Genomic DNA, 17,033 nt, shown 5'->3' with positions numbered 1-17,033 from the left:
GCACTTCATTTTAAAATAGGGCTTTCATAAATAGTTATTATTTGAGTGTAAAAAAAATTAAGCATATGGTATACTATAGGTATAAATCATTAAAAACAATGGAGATTTTTATGAAAAAATCAAAAAAAGTTTTAGTAACCAGCTTAGCAACTGCAACACTGGGACTCATTTCACTTACAGATACAACTGGAGCCTTTCCTTTTTTGGCTCAGCATGTTTCTGCTCAAGAAAAGGATGTTTCTAAAAACGGTAAGGTTGTAAAAGAGAATACAACTTCGGCGCCAAATCAAGCTGAGAAACCGAAAACACCAGCTCAAAACCCTGCTGAGAAACCAAAAACACCAGCACCGAAACCAGAGCCAAAACCAGCACCAAAACCAGCACCAAAACCAGCTGAGAAACCGAAAACACCAGCTCAAAAACCTGCTGAGAAACCTAAAAATACAAGTCCTAAAGAGGATAAGTCCAAATCTACAGCTCAGTCTGGTTGGGTAGGCTCATCGTACTATGAAAATGGTACTAAAGTTACTAATAAGTGGATTTTTGATAAAAAAGCTAATTCTTATTTCTATCTAAATGCTTCGGGAAACTATGTCCAAAATGCTTGGGTAGGCAATTACTATCTTAAATCAGATGGTAAAATGGCTAAGGGTGAATGGATTTATGATAAAAATTATGGATCCTATTATTATCTAACCGCAGAAGGTAGCTACGCTCGAAACGCATGGGTAGGTAATTACTATCTCAAATCAGACGGGAAAAGAGCTAAAAATGAATGGATTTATGACAATAACTATGGGTCATACTATTATTTAACAGGAGAAGGCAGCTACGCTCGCAACACATGGGTAGGCAATTACTATCTTAAATCAGATGGTAAGATGGCTAAAGCTGAGTGGATTTATGACAAAAACTATGGATCCTATTATTATCTAACCGCAGAAGGAAGCTACGCTCGCAACAAATGGGTAGGTAATTACTATCTAAAATCAGACGGTAAGATGGCCAAAAATGAATGGGTAGATGGTGGTCGTTATTATGTAGGAGACGATGGTGTGTGGCAACCAAAGCCAGCACCAAAACCAGCTGAGAAACCGAAAACGCCAGCTCAAAAACCTGCTGAGAAACCGAAAACACCAGCACAAAGCCCTGCTGAGAAACCAAAAACCCCAGCACAAAAACCTGCTGAGAAACCGAAAACGCCAGCTCAAAAACCTGCTGAGAAACCAAAAACACCAACACAAAAACCTGCTGAGAAACCGAAAACCCCAGCACAAAAACCTGCTGATAAACCAAAAACACCAGCACAAAAACCTACTGAAAAAGCTAAAGAAACAACTCCTAAACAGGATAAATCACAATCTAAAGTTCAGTCTGGCTGGGTAGGAAATTACTACCTCAAATCAGATGGAAAGAGAGCTAAAAATGAATGGGTAGATGGTGGTCGTTATTATGTTGATTCTGATGGAAAAAAGGTTAAAAGTGACTGGATTTATGATAAAAACTATGGTTCATATTACTATCTCACAGCAGAAGGCAGCTACGCTCGCAACAAATGGGTAGGAAATTATTATCTCAAATCAGATGGTAAGATGGCCAAGAATGAATGGGTAGATGGTGGCCGTTACTATGTTAATTCTGAAGGCAAAATGGTAAGGGGTAAATGGGTAGATGGTGGTCGTTACTATGTAGGAAACGATGGTGTGCGACAACCAAAACCAGCAGCCGGGAATCCATACTCAGCAGCTTTAAAGACAGCACAAGATTATAATAGGATTCATTTGTCAAAAAAAAGAATTTATGAGATGTTAATTTATGAAGGTTTTAATAGTGACACTGCACAATATGCTATCAATCATTTGCAAGCAGACTATAAGGCGAATGCCTTAGCTCAAGCAAGAGAATACCGAAAGAATGCCAATTTATCAAAGACAGAAATTTATGAGAGGCTAACTTCTCCTTATTTTAGAAAATTTACAAAAGAAGAAGCAGACTATGCCATTCAAAAACTAGATTTAACACCAGAAGGAAGCACTGCCCGCAATAAATGGGTAGGAGACTATTATTATAAATCAGATGGAAAGGTGGCCAAGAATGAATGGGTAGATGGTGGCCGTTACTATGTTAATTCTGAAGGCAAAATGGTAAGGGGTAAATGGGTAGATGGTGGTCGTTACTATGTAGGAAACGATGGTGTGCGACAACCAAAACCAGCAGCCGGGAATCCATACTCAGCAGCTTTAAAGACAGCACAAGATTATAATAGGATTCATTTGTCAAAAAAAAGAATTTATGAGATGTTAATTTATGAAGGTTTTAATAGTGACACTGCACAATATGCTATCAATCATTTGCAAGCAGACTATAAGGCGAATGCCTTAGCTCAAGCAAGAGAATACCGAAAGAATGCCCATTTATCAAAGACAGAAATTTATGAGAGGCTAACTTCTCCTTATTTTAGAAAATTTACCAAAGAAGAAGCCAACTATGCCATTCAACATTTAGGTGACTAATTTTTACAAATAGTGAAGTAAATGAGATGTTTTAATTTTGGCTTGTAGCCTGCAAACCTTTGCACAAAAGAGACGTTTTTGTTATACTATATCTGTAAGCATTTTCAATTAAAAAGGAGAAGACGATGAGTCAAAAGATTATTGGGATTGACCTTGGTGGAACATCTGTCAAGTTCGCAATTTTAACTCAAGAGGGAGAAATCCAAGAAAAATGGTCTATTAAGACCAATATTTTGGACGAAGGAAGCCATATTGTAGATGATATGATTGAGTCTATTCAGCATCGTTTGGACTTGCTTGGATTGTCAGCTACGGATTTCCGAGGTATTGGAATGGGATCACCTGGTGTGGTTGACCGTGAAAAAGGGACTGTTATTGGTGCCTACAACCTCAACTGGAAAACCCTTCAACCGATTAAAGAAAAGATTGAAAAAGCCTTGGGGATTCCATTCTTCATTGATAATGATGCCAATGTAGCTGCTCTTGGTGAGCGCTGGATGGGTGCTGGTGACAACCAACCAGACGTTGTCTTTATGACACTTGGTACCGGTGTTGGTGGCGGTATCGTGGCAGAAGGAAAACTTCTCCACGGTGTTGCTGGAGCGGCAGGTGAGCTTGGCCACATCACTGTTGACTTTGACCAACCAATCGCATGTACCTGTGGTAAAAAAGGCTGTCTTGAGACAGTTGCTTCTGCAACAGGGATTGTCAACTTGACTCGTCGATATGCAGATGAATACGAAGGCGATGCGGCCTTGAAACGCTTGATAGACGACGGTGAAGAAGTAACTGCTAAAACTGTTTTTGACTTGGCTAAAGAAGGGGACGACCTTGCTTTGATCGTTTACCGTAACTTCTCACGTTACTTGGGAATCGCTTGTGCTAACATCGGATCAATCCTAAACCCATCAACAATCGTTATTGGTGGTGGAGTATCAGCTGCGGGAGAATTCCTTCTCCAAGGCGTGCAAAAGGTTTATGATGAAAATACCTTCCCACAAGTACGCACATCAACTAAACTAGCTCTTGCAACTCTAGGAAATGACGCTGGAGTTATCGGAGCAGCATCGCTTGTATTGCAGTAAGATCATAAAAAGGGGAAAACACTACTTTAAAGCCAGTGATTTTCCTCCTTTCTTTTTTTATGCTATACTAGTTAGGACAATAAATGAGGTGAGAGTAAATGACAAAAGCAGATACGATTTTTAAAGAAAATATTGAACGAATCCTCAAAGACGGTGTCTTTTCTGAGCAGGCTCGTCCCAAGTACAAAGATGGAACTATTGCCAATTCTAAGTATGTGACTGGTGCTTTTGCAGAGTATGACTTGGCAAAAGGGGAATTTCCCATCACAACCCTACGTCCTATTGCAATCAAATCCGCTATCAAGGAAGTACTCTGGATCTACCAAGACCAGTCTAATAGCCTAGAAGTGCTAAATAGCAAGTACAATGTTCACTACTGGAATGACTGGGAAGTGGGAGAAACGGGAACCATCGGTGAGCGCTATGGGGCAGTCGTTAAGAAACACGACATCATCAATAAGATTCTCAAACAATTGGAAGAAAATCCTTGGAACCGTCGAAATATCATCTCGCTCTGGGATTACCAAGCATTTGAGGAGACAGATGGTCTTCTTCCATGCGCCTTTCAGACCATGTTTGATGTCCGTCGGGTTGATGGGGACATCTATCTGGATGCGACCTTGACCCAGCGTTCGAATGATATGCTGGTGGCCCACCACATCAATGCTATGCAGTATGTGGCTCTTCAAATGATGATTGCCAAGCATTTTGGCTGGAAGGTTGGGAAGTTTTTCTACTTTATCAACAATCTCCATATCTATGATAATCAGTTTGAACAAGCAGAGGAATTGCTTTGTCGTGAACCGTCAAACTGCCAACCTCGTTTGGTCTTGAATGTGCCAGATGGGACCAATTTCTTTGATATCAAAGCCGAGGACTTTGAGTTGGTTGACTATGATCCGGTCAAGCCACAGCTGAAGTTTGATTTGGCTATTTAATACTCTTCGATAATCTCTTCAAACCACGTCAGCGTCGCCTTACCGTAGATATATGTAACTAACTTCGTCAGTCTTATCTACAACCTCAAAGCAGTGCTTTGAGCAACCTGCGACTAGCTTCCTAGTTTGTTCTTTGATTTTCATTGAGTATAAAAGAATAGAAAAAAGAAGTTGAGATTTCTCAACTTCTTTTACTTCTTAATGTGATACGCGTCGGCGAGCTGCTTTTTTGCGGTTTTCTTCGATGAAAGCTGCTTTTTGCTCTTCTGGCTCAATCACTTTCTTTTTAATTGCGTATACTGCACCTGCAACGGCAGCGACAGTTCCTGCGACACCTGTTACAAGACCTTTAGCGAATCCTTTAGCCATGAGTCTTCCTCCTTTATCTTCCCGATCAGCCAGGCTCCTCAAGAGGTAGCATTTTTCTGACCAACCTTTTTGTGATATAATAATAGTAACGAAAAAATGGGAATTTTTCAAGGAAAAAAGATGAAAACAAAAATAATTGTGATTGTTGGACCGACTGCTGTTGGGAAAACTGCCCTTGCTATTGAAGTGGCCAAGCGCTTTGGTGGAGAGGTAGTCAGTGGTGACAGTCAGCAAGTATACAGAAGGCTAGATATTGGGACAGCAAAGGCTAGTCCAGAGGAACAAGCTGCTGCTCCTCATCATTTGATTGATGTCAGAGAGGTGACCGAGTCTTACTCGGCTTTTGATTTTGTTTCAGAAGCTAAGAAAGCTATTGAGGATATTCAAAGCCGTGGCAAGCTAGCCATTATTGCTGGTGGAACAGGGCTTTATATCCAAAGCTTGCTGGAAGGCTACCATCTAGGTGGGGAGACACCTCATGAGGAGATTGTAGCCTACCGGGCTAGTTTGGAGCCTTACTCAGATGAGGAATTAGCCTATCTCGTGAAGCAAGCAGGTCTTGAAATTCCCCAGTTTAACCGTCGTCGTGCCATGCGTGCCTTGGAAATTGTCCATTTTGGTCAGGATTTGGAAAATCAGGAAAGTCCTTATGAACCACTGATTATCTGCTTGGATGATGAGCGAAGTCAGCTTTATGAACGTATCAACCACCGAGTGGATCTGATGTTTGAGGCCGGGCTTTTGGCCGAGGCTAAGTGGCTTTTTGACCATTATCCAGATGTGCAGGCTGCCAAAGGAATTGGCTACAAGGAACTTTTTCCTTATTTTCGTGGGGAGCAGACTCTCGAGGAAGCCAGCGAGAGTCTCAAACAGGCAACGCGTCGTTTTGCTAAGCGTCAGCTGACCTGGTTCCGTAATCGCATGCAGGTGACCTTTTATCAGATCGGAGAGTCTGGCGTGAAGGACCGCATTTTAAGTCAGATTGAGGAGTTTTTAAATGATTGAAACGGAGAAAAAAGAGGAACGAGTCCTGCTGATTGGTGTTGAGCTGCAGGGCATGGATAATTTTGACCTCTCCATGGAAGAGTTGGCCAGTCTGGCTAAGACTGCTGGAGCAGTCGTAGTAGATAGTTACAGACAAAAACGTGAAAAATATGATTCCAAGACTTTTGTTGGATCTGGTAAGTTGGAAGAAATTGCTCAAATGGTGGATGCAGAAGAAATTACGACTGTCATCGTCAACAACCGTCTGACACCTCGTCAAAATGTCAACTTAGAGGAAGTGTTGGGTGTTAAAGTTATTGACCGTATGCAGTTGATTTTGGATATCTTTGCCATGAGAGCTCGAAGCCATGAAGGAAAACTCCAAGTTCATTTGGCTCAGCTTAAATACCTCCTACCTCGTCTAGTCGGTCAAGGGATTATGCTTAGCCGTCAGGCAGGGGGAATTGGTTCCCGTGGTCCAGGTGAAAGCCAGCTGGAACTGAATCGTCGTAGTGTTCGCAACCAAATCACAGATATCGAACGCCAACTCAAAGTGGTTGAGAAAAACCGGGCGACAGTTCGAGAAAAACGCTTGGAGTCAAGCATCTTTAAGATTGGCTTGATTGGTTATACCAATGCTGGGAAATCGACCATTATGAATACTCTGACCAGTAAGACCCAGTATGAGGCAGATGAGTTGTTTGCGACTTTGGATGCGACGACTAAAAGCATCCATCTGGGAGGCAATCTTCAGGTAACCTTGACAGATACTGTTGGGTTTATCCAAGATTTGCCAACAGAATTGGTGTCCAGTTTCAAGTCAACCTTGGAAGAAAGCAAGCATGTGGACCTTCTGGTTCATGTCATTGATGCTAGCAATCCTTACCACGAAGAGCATGAAAAAACGGTTCTGTCTATTGTGAAAGACTTAGACATGGAGGATATTCCTCGCCTGACTCTTTATAATAAAGCGGATTTGGTGGAGGACTTTATGCCTACTCAAACGCCATATGCTCTGATTTCAGCAAAGTCTAAAGATAGTCGAGAACAGTTGCAGGCTTTACTGCTAGATAAAATCAAGGAAATTTTTGAATCATTTACCCTGCGCCTGCCTTTTTCTAAATCTTACAAGATTCATGATTTGGAAAGTGTTGCGATTCTTGAAGAACGTGACTACCAAGATGATGGAGAAGTCATCAGAGGCTACATTTCCGAGAAAAATAAATGGAGATTAGAAGAATTTTATGACTGATATCAAATCATTAGCTCTCAAGTATGGTGGCTATACAAGTTTAGACAAGGTCTATCTGGACCAGCTTTTAGCTGGTAGGTCTGAAGAGGAGCAACTAGTTCTCATTACACCTCCACCCAGCGTAGTGAATGCCTACTTTGCCGAGCTGTACCAGAAAAAGAGCCCAGAGGCTGCGACCGATTATTTTGCGGAAGTCAGTAAAGAACTAAATCTTTACAATGTTGAACCAAGTTTCACGGAAGAAAGCAAGCCCTTTATTCGCCTCAATCTATCTGGTAAATCCTTTGGATTTTGCTACGAGAAAGAAGGACTAGGTCGCATTTTCTCAGAGACTGAGGAAGCAATTACGGATGAATTACTCTTTGAGATAGCGCAAATTTTTCCCCATCAGCTAGTTTTTGTGGAGTCTGGTAAGATTTACATGAAGGCTTTAGGAGATGAGGAAGTTGTTAATGTAGAAAGTCTTACAGTTTTGACAGACCTGGAAACCTTAGCAGATGGTCGTAAGCGTCTAAAGGGCTACAGCCAAGAGGATTTACTACAAGAAGCTAGAGCTTTTTCTGGCAAGCTTTATTATCGCTCGGAAAACCGCACTGCTATGTTATATATTGATTAATTAGAAAGCATCGAATGGATATTCAATTTTTAGGAACGGGGGCAGGTCAGCCCTCTAAAGCCCGCAATGTTTCAAGTCTCGCCCTGAAACTCTTGGACGAGATTAACGAAGTTTGGCTCTTTGACTGCGGAGAAGGAACGCAAAATCGCATTCTGGAAACTACAATTCGACCACGAAAGATCAGCAAAATCTTTATTACTCACTTGCATGGAGACCATATCTTTGGTTTGCCAGGCTTTCTCTCTAGCCGTGCCTTTCAGGCTAATGAAGAGCAGACAGATTTGGAAATCTATGGACCGCAAGGCATTAAATCTTTTGTTTTAACCAGTCTTCGTGTGTCAGGTTCTCGTCTGCCTTACCGCATTCATTTCCATGAGTTTGACCAAAATTCTCTAGGGAAAATCCTTGAAACCGATAAATTCACTGTGTATGCAGAGGAGCTGGACCACACTATTTTCTGTGTTGGTTATCGTGTCATGCAAAAGGACCTAGATGGAACCTTGGATGCTGAAAAACTTAAGGCTGCTGGTGTTCCATTTGGCCCGCTTTTTGGAAAAATCAAAAACGGTCAGGATGTTGTTTTGGATGATGGGACTGAAATCAAGGCGGCAGACTATATCTCAGCTCCCCGTCCTGGTAAGATTATCACCATACTTGGTGACACCCGCAAAACCAATGCTAGTGTGCGTCTGGCTGTTAATGCCGATGTCCTGGTCCATGAGTCCACTTATGGCAAGGGTGATGAAAAAATTGCCCGTAATCACGGTCACTCAACCAATATGCAGGCTGCACAAGTAGCGGCAGAAGCAGGAGTCAAACGCCTCTTGCTCAACCATATCAGTGCCCGCTTCCTCTCAAAAGATATTAGTCAACTTAAGAAAGATGCTGCAACTGTTTTTGAGAATGTCCATGTGGTTAAAGACTTGGAAGAAGTGGAAATCTAAAAGATCGAAAAAGGATAAGTATGCGAACAATTCTCATTACCGGAGCTAGCGGTGGCTTAGCCCAAGAAATGGTCAAACTCTTGCCAAATGACCAACTCATCTTACTAGGTAGAAACAAGGAAAAACTAGCTCAACTCTATGGAAATCATGCCCATGTGGAATTAATTGAAATCGACATTACTGATGACTCAGCCCTAGAATCTCTGGTAGCTGACCTCTATCTCCGTTATGGCAAGATTGATGTTTTAATTAACAACGCTGGTTACGGAATTTTTGAAGATTTTGACAAGATTTCTGATCAAGACATTCATCAAATGTTTGAGGTTAATACCTTTGCTCTCATGAATTTGTCTCGTTTGGTTGCTTCTCGTATGAAGGAGATTCGAAAAGGTCATATCATCAATATCGTCAGCATGGCAGGTTTGATAGCGACTAGCAAGTCTAGTCTTTACTCAGCAACCAAGTTTGCGGCTATTGGATTTTCAAACGCTCTGCGTCTCGAACTGATGCCCTATGGTGTCTATCTAACGACGGTCAATCCAGGACCGATTCGTACTGCCTTTTTTGACCAGGCAGACCCAGATGGGACCTACCTCAAGTCGGTTGACCGCTTTCTCTTAGAACCAGATGCAGTCGCTAGAAAGATTGTCAAAACCATAGGAAAAAACAAACGCGAGCTCAATCTCCCAGCCTTGCTAAATTTAGCTCATAAATTTTATACCCTCTTTCCTAAGTTAGCAGATAAGTTGGCAGGGGGAATCTTTAATTATAAGTAAAAGAAGTTCCTTACAAAAGGAACTTTTTTATAATATTGAACTGAGTGTCAAACATTTGTTTGTTCTTGTTCTAAATCTACATTCACATTTTTTGAATCTTCTACAAATTTTAGAAAAAACAATCAAAAATATGATTTTTTGTGTTTAGGGTATTGAAATTTCCTATATTATTTTATAAAATAAGGATAAAAGGCTATGAAAAAGTAATACGCTTACAAAAGAAATGGAAGCGGTTACTAAAGGAGGATTTTATGGAAAAAGGCCATTGGAATCGTAAAAGAGTCTACAGCATTCGTAAGTTTGCCGTAGGAGCTTGCTCTGTCATGATTGGAACCTGTGCGGTTCTATTTGGAGGAAGTGTCATTGGAGAATCACCAGTTTTCGCGGATGAAACTCCAATTACTCACACTGTTGAACAAGCAAAAGAGGAAAGTCCGGCAGTGGAGGAAAAAGAAAATCAAGCTGTAGAAGAGCACAAGGATGCTGCAAGTGCCGACCAAAGTCAAGCTGCTCCAATTGAAGCAAGCAAAGCCGAGAAGAAAGAAGAGGAACCTGTAGCTCAAAAAGAGGAGAAAGCATCTCTAAAGCCTGAAGAAACAGCTCCAAAGGTAGAATCTCAAGCTTCAAGTCAAGAAAAGCCTGTCAAGGAAGAGTTGAAAGCTGCGACAAATGAAGAAGTGAATCAAATGATTGAAGATAGAAAAGTGAATTTTAATCAAAATTGGCACTTCAAAATCAATGCGAACTCTAAAGAAGCTGTGAAACCAGATGCAGATGTATCAACATGGCAAAAATTGGATTTACCACACGACTGGAGTATCTTTAACGATTTTGACCATCAATCACCTGCTCAAAACGAAGGTGGACAGCTAAATGGTGGTGAAGCTTGGTATCGCAAGACCTTTAAACTTGATGAAAAAGATCTCAAGAAGAATGTTCGTGTGACATTTGATGGTGTCTACATGGACTCTCAAGTCTATGTCAATGGCCAGTTAGTGGGACATTATCCAAATGGTTATAACCAGTTCTCATATGATATTACCAAATACCTCCACAAAGATGGTCGTGAGAATGTGATTGCTGTCCATGCTGTCAACAAACAACCAAGTAGCCGTTGGTACTCAGGTAGTGGTATCTACCGTGATGTGACCTTGCAAGTGACAGATAAGGTTCATGTTGAGAAAAATGGGACAACCATCTTAACACCAAAACTAGAACAACAGCAACATGGCAAGGTTGAGACTCATGTAACCAGCAAAATTGTCAATACAGACGATAAAGACCATGAACTTGTAGCAGAGTATCAAATCGTTGAACGAGGTGGGCAGGCTGTTACTGGATTGGTTCGTACAGCGAGTCGTACCTTGAAAGCGCATGAATCTACAAGTCTTGATGCTATTTTGGAAGTCGAACAACCAAAACTCTGGACAGTTTTAAATGACAAACCTGCCTTGTACGAATTGATTACGCGTGTATACCGTGATGGTCAGTTGGTAGATGCTAAGAAAGATTTGTTTGGTTACCGTTACTATCACTGGACGCCAAATGAAGGCTTCTCTTTGAATGGTGAACGCATTAAATTCCATGGTGTTTCTTTGCACCATGACCACGGAGCGCTTGGAGCAGAAGAAAATTATAAAGCAGAATACCGTCGTCTCAAACAAATGAAGGAGATGGGTGTTAACGCCATCCGAACAACTCATAACCCTGCAAGTCCACAGACCTTGCAAATCGCAGCAGAACTTGGTTTGCTGGTTCAGGAAGAGGCTTTTGATACGTGGTATGGTGGTAAGAAACCTTATGACTACGGACGTTTCTTTGAAAAAGATGCCACTCACCCAGAAGCTCGAAAAGGTGAAAAATGGTCTGACTACGATCTTCGTACCATGGTCGAAAGAGGCAAAAACAACCCTGCTATCTTCATGTGGTCAATTGGTAATGAAATCGGTGAAGCTAATGGGGATGCCCACTCTCTAGCAACTGTAAAACGTCTGGTCAAAGTTATCAAGGATGTTGATAAGACTCGTTACGTTACCATGGGAGCAGATAAGTTCCGTTTCGGTAATGGTAGTGGTGGACATGAGAAAATTGCTGATGAACTGGATGCGGTTGGATTCAACTATTCTGAAGACAACTACAAAGCTCTTCGTGCAAAACATCCTAACTGGTTGATTTACGGTTCTGAGACATCTTCAGCTACGCGTACACGTGGAAGTTACTATCGCCCTGAACAGGAATTGAAACATAGTAACGGACCTGAGCGTAATTACGAACAGTCCGATTATGGAAATGACCGTGTTGGTTGGGGTAAAACTGCAACCGCTTCATGGACTTTTGACCGTGACAATGCTGGTTACGCAGGACAATTTATCTGGACCGGTACAGACTATATTGGGGAGCCTACACCATGGCACAACCAAAACCATACACCAGTTAAGAGTTCTTACTTTGGTATTGTAGATACAGCGGGTATTCCAAAACATGACTTCTACCTCTACCAAAGCCAATGGGTTTCTGTCAAGAAGAAACCAATGGTTCACCTCCTTCCTCACTGGAACTGGGAGAATAGAGACTTGGCCTCTAAAGTAGAAGATGCACAAGGAAAGATTCCAGTTCGTGCTTATTCTAACGCTGCAAGTGTTGAATTGTTCTTGAACGGTCAATCTCTTGGAGTTAAGACTTTCAACAAAAAACAAACTAGCGATGGACGAACTTACCAAGAGGGTGCCAATGCCAAGGAACTCTACCTTGAGTGGAAGGTTGCTTACCAACCAGGTACTTTAGAAGCAGTAGCTCGTGATGAAGCTGGTAAAGAAATTGCACGTGATAAGATCACTACTGCAGGCCAACCAGCAGGTGTTCGTCTCGTCAAGGAAGAACACGCAATCGCAGCAGATGGAAAAGACTTGACCTACATCTACTACGAAATTGTTGACAGCCAAGGGAATGTAGTCCCAACTGCTAATAATCTGGTTCGCTTCCAATTGCATGGTCAAGGTCAACTTGTCGGTGTAGATAATGGGGAACAAGCCAGCCGTGAACGTTATAAGGCACAACCAGATGGTTCTTGGATCCGCAGAGCCTTTAACGGTAAAGGGGTTGCCATTGTTAAATCAACTGAGCAAGCAGGTAAATTCACCCTTACTGCCCATTCAGATCTCTTGAAATCTAGTCAAGTAACGGTCTTTACTGGTAAAAAAGAAGACCAAGAAAAGACTGTTCTCGGGACAGAAGTACCAAAAGTACGTACTGTTATTGAGAAAGAGCCAAAAATGCCGAAGACAGTCGGTTTTATCTACAGTGATGGCAGTCGTGAAAAACGTCCAGTAACTTGGTCTTCAGTTGATGTGAGCCAAGCAGGAGTTGTGACTGTTAAAGGTATGGCAGATGGACGCGAAGTTGAGGCTCGTGTCGAAATTCTAGCAATCGCAAATGAGCTTCCAACTGTTAAGCGTGTTGCTCCAGGAACAGACTTGAGCGCTGTTGACAAATACGTTTCTATTGCTGTTACGGATGGAAGCGTTCAAGAATACGAAGTTGATAAGTGGGAGATTGCGGAAGCAGATAAAGCTAAACTGTCAGTTGCAGGATCACGTATTCCAATGACTGGCCAACTAGGTGGTGAGACTATTCACGCTACCCTTGTAGTGGGAGACGGTGATGTTGCAGCACCTGTAGTGCCAAATGTAACTATAGGTGGCGAATCTGTCACTGGTCTTACTACTCAAAATCCAATGCAATATCGAACTCTTGCTTACGGTGCATCCTTGCCAGAAGTTGTAGCAAGTGCTGAAAATGCGGATGTTACTGTAGTCCAAGCAAGTGCAGCAAACGGCATGCGTGCAAGTATCTATGTTCAACCAAAAGATGGTGGTCCTCTTCAAACCTATGCAATTCAATTCCTTGAAGAAGCACCAAAAATTGACCATTTGAGCTTACAAGTAGAGAAAGCTGACGGTCTTAAAGAAGATCAAACAGTGAAATTGTCTGTACTCGCTCACTATCAAGACGGAACCCAAGCAGTTTTACCAGCTGATAAAGTAACCTTCTCTACAAGTGGTGAAGGGGAAGTCGCAGTTCGTAAGGGAATGCTTGAATTGCATAAGCCAGGAGCAGTCACTCTGAAAGCGGAATATGAGGGAGCTAAAGGCCAAGTTGAACTCACTATCCAAGCCAATACTGAGACGAAGGTTGCGCAATCTATCCGTCCAGTAAATGTAGTGACAGACTTGCATCAAGAACCTACTCTTCCAACAACAGTAACTGTTGAGTATGACAAAGGTTTCCCTAAAACTCATAAAGTCATTTGGCAAGCTATTCCGAAAGAAAAACTAGACTCCTATCAAACATTTGAAGTACTAGGTAAAGTTGAAGGAATTGACCTTGAAGCGCGTGCTAAAGTCTCTGTAGAAGGTATCGTTTCAGTTGAAGAAGTCAGTGTGACAACACCAATCGCAGAAGCGCCACAATTACCAGAAAGTGTTCGTACTTACGATTCAAATGGTCACGTTTCATCAGCTAAGGTTACTTGGGATACGATTCGTTCAGAGCAATACGCCAAGGAAGGTGTCTTTACAGTTAATGGTCGCCTAGAAGGTACGCAATTAACTACCAAACTTCATGTTCGTGTGTCTGCTCAAACTGAGCAAGGAGCAAATATTTCTGACCAATGGACCGGTTCAGAATTGCCACTTGCCTTTGCTTCAGACTCAAATCCAAGCGACCCTGTTTCAAATGTCAACGATAAATTGATTTCCTTTAATGACCGACCAGCCAACCGTTGGACAAACTGGAATCGTACTAATCCAGAAGCTTCAGTCGGTGTCCTATTCGGAGATTCAGGTATCTTGAGCAAACGTTCTGTTGATAATCTAAGTGTCGGATTCCACGAAGACCACGGAGTTGGTGTACCTAAGTCTTATGTGATTGAGTATTATGTTGGTAAGACTGTTCCAACAGCTCCTAAAAATCCTAGCTTTGTAGGTGAGGAAAACCATGTCTTTAACGATCCTGCAAACTGGAAAGAGGTAAGCAATCTCAAAGCACCAGCTCAATTAAAAGCTGGAGAAATGAATCATTTCAGTTTTGATAAAGTTGAGACCTATGCGGTTCGCATTCGTATGGTTCGACTTGATAGCAAGAAAGGAACATCTATCACAGAGGTACAAATCTTTGCGAAACAAGTTGCGGCAGCCAAACAAGGACAAACGAGAATCCAAGTTGACGGTAAAGACTTAGCAAACTTCAACCCTGATTTGACAGACTACTATCTTGAGTCTGTAGATGGAAAAGTTCCTGCAGTAACAGCAAGTGTTAGCAACAATGGTCTTGCGACGGTTGTTCCAAGCGTTCGTGAAGGTGAGCCAGTTCGTGTCATCGCGAAAGCTGAAAATGGTGACATCTTAGGAGAATACCGTCTACATTTCACTAAGGACAAGGACTTACTTTCTCGTAAACCTCTTGCTGCGGTTAAACAAGCACGTTTGGTACAAGTAGGTCAACCACTTGAATTTCCAACTAAGGTTCCGGTTTACTTCACAGGTAAAGATGGCTATGAAACAAAAGACTTGGCAGTTGAATGGGAAGAAGTTCCAGCAGAAAATCTGACAAAAGCAGGTCAATTTACTGTTCGAGGTCGTGTCCTTGGTAGTGACCTCGTTGCGGAATTCTCTGTACGAGTGACAGACAAACTTGGTGAGGCCCTCTCAGAAAACCCTAACTATGATGAAAATAGTAACCAAGCCTTTGCCTCAGCAACTAATGATATTGACGACAGTTCTCATGACCGTGTTGACTATATCAATGATAGAGATCATTCTGAAAATCGTCGTTGGACAAACTGGTCTCCAACACCATCTTCTAATCCAGAAGTATCAGCGGGAGTGATCTTCCGTGAAAATGGTAAGATTGTAGAACGGACTGTTGCTCAAGCTAAACTTCACTTCTTTGCAGATAGTGGTACGGATGCACCATCTAAACTCGTTTTAGAACGCTATGTCGGTCCAGAGTTTGAAGTGCCAACCTACTATTCAAACTACCAAGCCTACGACGCAGACCATCCATTCAACAATCCAGAAAATTGGGAAGCTGTTCCTTATCGTGCGGATAAAGACATTGAAGCCGGTGATGAAATTAACGTTACCTTTAAAGCTGTCAAAGCCAAAGCCATGAGATGGCGTATGGAGCGCAAAGCGGATAAGAAGGGTGTTGCGATAATTGAGATGACCTTCCTTGCTCCAAGCGAATTGCCTCAAGAAAGCACTCAATCGAAGATTCTTGTAGATGGAAAAGAACTTCCTGATTTCGCTGAAAACCGTCAAGACTATCAAGTAACTTATAGCGGACAACGTCCAAAAGTTTCAGTTGAGGAAACAGACCAAGTGGCTTCAACAGTTGTAGATAGCGGAGACGATAGCCTTCCAGTACTTGTTCGTCTTGTTTCAGAAAGTGGAAAACAAGTCAAGGAATACCGTATCCAGTTGACCAAGGAAAAACCAGTTTCTGAGAAGACAGTTGCTGCTGTACAAGAAGAACTTCCAAAACTCGAATTTGTTGAAAACGATTTGGCCTACAAGACAGTTGAGAAAAAGGATTCAACGCTGTATCTAGGAGAAACTCGTGTAGAACAAGAAGGAAAAGTTGGTAAAGAACGTATCTTTTCAGCGATTAATCCTGATGGAAGTAAAGAAGAAAAACTTCGGGAAGTGGTAGAGGCTCCGACAGACCGCATCGTCTTGGTCGGAACAAAACCAGGAACCTCTCTTCCAGAAGACGAAGTGAAGAACCTAGTCCTTAACAGACCAGAACTTGTAGTTGAAGAAGAAACCATCGACTTCAAGGTTCAGGAGCGTAAGTCTGATAAGTTGTACCTAGGAGAAACTCGTGTTGTCCAAGAAGGTCAAAAAGGTATCCGTCTTCACTTGATTGAAGTGGAAAATGGAAAACGTCAGCTTAAAGAAACTTACGATAAAGTCGCTGTTCAAGATCGTATAGTAGAAGTTGGTACTAAACCAGGAACTTCTCTTCCAGAAGACGAAGTTAAGAACCTCGTTCTTAATCTTCCTGAGCTTATCTCAGAAGAAGAAATCATTGATTTCAAAGTTCAGGAACAAAAGAATGACAAACTTCCAGCAGGTCAAACTCGCATCCTTCAAGAAGGAAGACAAGGTATCCGTGTTCACTTGATCGAAGTTGAAAATGGCAAGCGAACTGAAAAAGAAAGCTATGATAAAGTCATGGCTCAAGATCGCATCGTCGAAGTCGGTACAGCTGGTGAAATGATCAAACCAGTACCTCAAGAAATTACAAAACCACAAGTATCAGAAAAAGCAGATACAAAAGAAATTGCTTCAAGTAAAGCTAATCAAGCTCAAAAAGAGCAGTTGCCAAATACAGGAAGTGCAGCAAGCCAAGCAGCAGTAGCAGCAGGCCTAGCTCTTCTCGGTTTGGGGGCAGGATTAGTCGCCACTAAAGGCAAAAAAGAAGATTAGAGTTTAGTATTTTCAGGCTGTAGAATGCCTTATAGCTTAAAAGAGGCTGAGACAAAAAGACCAGAG

At 42.0% G+C, this 17,033-nt stretch carries 10 protein-coding genes; 9 read left to right on the top strand and 1 reads right to left on the bottom strand.

Features of this window, described 5'->3' with window-relative positions; translation table 11 throughout:
- The first annotated feature begins 110 nt into the window (after positions 1-110).
- The 3 genes from ACUW6H_RS04000 (at position 111) to ACUW6H_RS03990 (ending at position 4,536) form a co-directional block, all read left to right on the top strand.
- Positions 111-2,513 (top strand): Ltp family lipoprotein, encoded by a 2,403-nt coding sequence (locus tag ACUW6H_RS04000; RefSeq protein ID WP_454361441.1) that lies wholly within the window; start codon positions 111-113, stop codon positions 2,511-2,513.
- Between the two features lie 125 nt (positions 2,514-2,638).
- A complete protein-coding gene (locus tag ACUW6H_RS03995) occupies positions 2,639-3,598 on the top strand; it encodes an ROK family glucokinase (RefSeq protein WP_000078588.1) in 960 nt (319 codons plus the stop codon).
- A gap of 98 nt (positions 3,599-3,696) precedes the next feature.
- The gene (locus ACUW6H_RS03990) at positions 3,697-4,536 is read left to right on the top strand and encodes a thymidylate synthase (RefSeq protein WP_454361438.1); all 840 of its coding nucleotides are present in this window, start codon (positions 3,697-3,699) and stop codon (positions 4,534-4,536) included.
- 198 nt (positions 4,537-4,734) lie between these two features.
- Here ACUW6H_RS03990 and ACUW6H_RS03985 read toward each other — a convergent pair whose 3' ends face one another.
- Positions 4,735-4,905 carry a DUF3042 family protein gene (locus tag ACUW6H_RS03985; RefSeq protein WP_001051782.1) on the bottom strand — a complete coding sequence of 57 codons (171 nt, stop codon included), beginning with the start codon at positions 4,903-4,905 and terminating at the stop codon, positions 4,735-4,737.
- 120 nt (positions 4,906-5,025) lie between these two features.
- Here ACUW6H_RS03985 and miaA point away from each other — a divergent pair, with 120 nt between their 5' ends.
- The 6 genes from miaA to bgaA all read left to right on the top strand — a co-directional run bounded on the left by miaA (position 5,026) and on the right by bgaA (position 16,967).
- Entirely contained in the window at positions 5,026-5,910 is an 885-nt protein-coding gene (gene miaA / locus ACUW6H_RS03980; protein ID WP_454361435.1) for a tRNA (adenosine(37)-N6)-dimethylallyltransferase MiaA, read from the top strand.
- Positions 5,903-7,141, top strand: coding sequence for a GTPase HflX (gene hflX, locus ACUW6H_RS03975; protein WP_000573172.1), 1,239 nt, complete (start codon positions 5,903-5,905; stop codon positions 7,139-7,141). Before miaA ends, hflX begins: the two co-directional genes overlap by 8 nt.
- Complete coding sequence (locus ACUW6H_RS03970) at positions 7,134-7,757, top strand: cystathionine beta-lyase (RefSeq protein WP_409002854.1); 624 nt, start codon at positions 7,134-7,136, stop codon at positions 7,755-7,757. The genes hflX and ACUW6H_RS03970 overlap by 8 nt, the downstream gene beginning before the upstream one ends.
- A gap of 14 nt (positions 7,758-7,771) precedes the next feature.
- Positions 7,772-8,701: a ribonuclease Z gene (gene rnz, locus ACUW6H_RS03965; protein WP_409002855.1), complete on the top strand. Its 930-nt coding sequence runs from the start codon at positions 7,772-7,774 to the stop codon at positions 8,699-8,701.
- A 20-nt stretch (positions 8,702-8,721) separates the two neighbouring features.
- The gene (locus tag ACUW6H_RS03960; RefSeq protein WP_409002856.1) at positions 8,722-9,477 is read left to right on the top strand and encodes an SDR family NAD(P)-dependent oxidoreductase; all 756 of its coding nucleotides are present in this window, start codon (positions 8,722-8,724) and stop codon (positions 9,475-9,477) included.
- Positions 9,478-9,728: 251 nt separating this feature from the next.
- A complete protein-coding gene (gene bgaA / locus ACUW6H_RS03955) occupies positions 9,729-16,967 on the top strand; it encodes an LPXTG-anchored adhesin/beta-galactosidase BgaA (RefSeq protein WP_454361431.1) in 7,239 nt (2,412 codons plus the stop codon).
- Positions 16,968-17,033: the final 66 nt, after the last annotated feature.

The organism is Streptococcus sp. 151470009-6, assembly GCF_053628175.1.
The sequence above is the reverse complement of the archived record's forward strand: the minus strand, read 5'-3'. Positions and strand labels throughout refer to the sequence as shown.

Excerpts from the sequence above, each read along its gene's own strand:
- ACUW6H_RS04000 (WP_454361441.1), top strand. The coding sequence starts at position 111 with ATGAAAAAATCAAAAAAAGTTTTAGTAACCAGCTTAGCAACTGCAACA.
- ACUW6H_RS03995 (WP_000078588.1), top strand. The coding sequence starts at position 2,639 with ATGAGTCAAAAGATTATTGGGATTGACCTTGGTGGAACATCTGTCAAG.
- ACUW6H_RS03990 (WP_454361438.1), top strand. The coding sequence starts at position 3,697 with ATGACAAAAGCAGATACGATTTTTAAAGAAAATATTGAACGAATCCTC.
- ACUW6H_RS03985 (WP_001051782.1), bottom strand. The coding sequence starts at position 4,905 with ATGGCTAAAGGATTCGCTAAAGGTCTTGTAACAGGTGTCGCAGGAACT.
- miaA (WP_454361435.1), top strand. The coding sequence starts at position 5,026 with ATGAAAACAAAAATAATTGTGATTGTTGGACCGACTGCTGTTGGGAAA.
- hflX (WP_000573172.1), top strand. The coding sequence starts at position 5,903 with ATGATTGAAACGGAGAAAAAAGAGGAACGAGTCCTGCTGATTGGTGTT.
- ACUW6H_RS03970 (WP_409002854.1), top strand. The coding sequence starts at position 7,134 with ATGACTGATATCAAATCATTAGCTCTCAAGTATGGTGGCTATACAAGT.
- rnz (WP_409002855.1), top strand. The coding sequence starts at position 7,772 with ATGGATATTCAATTTTTAGGAACGGGGGCAGGTCAGCCCTCTAAAGCC.
- ACUW6H_RS03960 (WP_409002856.1), top strand. The coding sequence starts at position 8,722 with ATGCGAACAATTCTCATTACCGGAGCTAGCGGTGGCTTAGCCCAAGAA.
- bgaA (WP_454361431.1), top strand. The coding sequence starts at position 9,729 with ATGGAAAAAGGCCATTGGAATCGTAAAAGAGTCTACAGCATTCGTAAG.